Raw genomic sequence first — 1,194 nt, forward strand, 5'->3', positions numbered from 1 at the left:
AACACAGTGGACGCGAGCAACTGAGGACAAGCCCTCGGCCTATTAGTACCGGTCAACTCCACACGTTACCGTGCTTCCATATCCGGCCTATCAACCCAGTCGTCTACTGGGAGCCTTACCCTCTCAAGGAGGTGGGAATACTCATCTCGAAGCAGGCTTCCCGCTTAGATGCTTTCAGCGGTTATCCCTCCCGAACGTAGCCAACCAGCCATGCCCTTGGCAGAACAACTGGCACACCAGAGGTTCGTCCGTCCCGGTCCTCTCGTACTAGGGACAGCCCTTCTCAATATTCCTACGCGCACAGCGGATAGGGACCGAACTGTCTCACGACGTTCTAAACCCAGCTCGCGTACCGCTTTAATGGGCGAACAGCCCAACCCTTGGGACCGACTCCAGCCCCAGGATGCGACGAGCCGACATCGAGGTGCCAAACCATCCCGTCGATATGGACTCTTGGGGAAGATCAGCCTGTTATCCCCGGGGTACCTTTTATCCGTTGAGCGACGGCGCTTCCACAAGCCACCGCCGGATCACTAGTCCCGACTTTCGTCCCTGCTCGACCCGTCGGTCTCACAGTCAAGCTCCCTTGTGCACTTACACTCAACACCTGATTGCCAACCAGGCTGAGGGAACCTTTGGGCGCCTCCGTTACTCTTTAGGAGGCAACCGCCCCAGTTAAACTACCCATCAGACACTGTCCCTGATCCGGATCACGGACCCAGGTTAGACATCCAGCACGACCAGACTGGTATTTCAACGACGACTCCACCCACACTGGCGTGTGAGCTTCAAAGTCTCCCAGCTATCCTACACAAGCCGAACCGAACACCAATATCAAACTGTAGTAAAGGTCCCGGGGTCTTTCCGTCCTGCTGCGCGAAACGAGCATCTTTACTCGTAGTGCAATTTCACCGGGCCTATGGTTGAGACAGTCGAGAAGTCGTTACGCCATTCGTGCAGGTCGGAACTTACCCGACAAGGAATTTCGCTACCTTAGGATGGTTATAGTTACCACCGCCGTTTACTGGCGCTTAAGTTCTCAGCTTCGCCCTGACGAATCAGAGCTAACCGGTCCCCTTAACGTTCCAGCACCGGGCAGGCGTCAGTCCGTATACATCGCCTTACGGCTTCGCACGGACCTGTGTTTTTAGTAAACAGTCGCTTCTCGCTGGTCTCTGCGGCCACCCCCAGCTC

Annotated in this window: 1 rRNA gene; it reads right to left on the reverse strand. The window is 55.9% G+C overall.

What is annotated here, in order from left to right:
- Positions 1-22: 22 nt before the first annotated feature.
- A 23S ribosomal RNA gene (locus tag ADK65_RS34465) occupies positions 23-1,194 on the reverse strand; the annotation flags it as partial.

Source organism: Streptomyces sp. NRRL B-1140, from assembly GCF_001280065.1.
GTDB lineage: Bacteria > Actinomycetota > Actinomycetes > Streptomycetales > Streptomycetaceae > Streptomyces.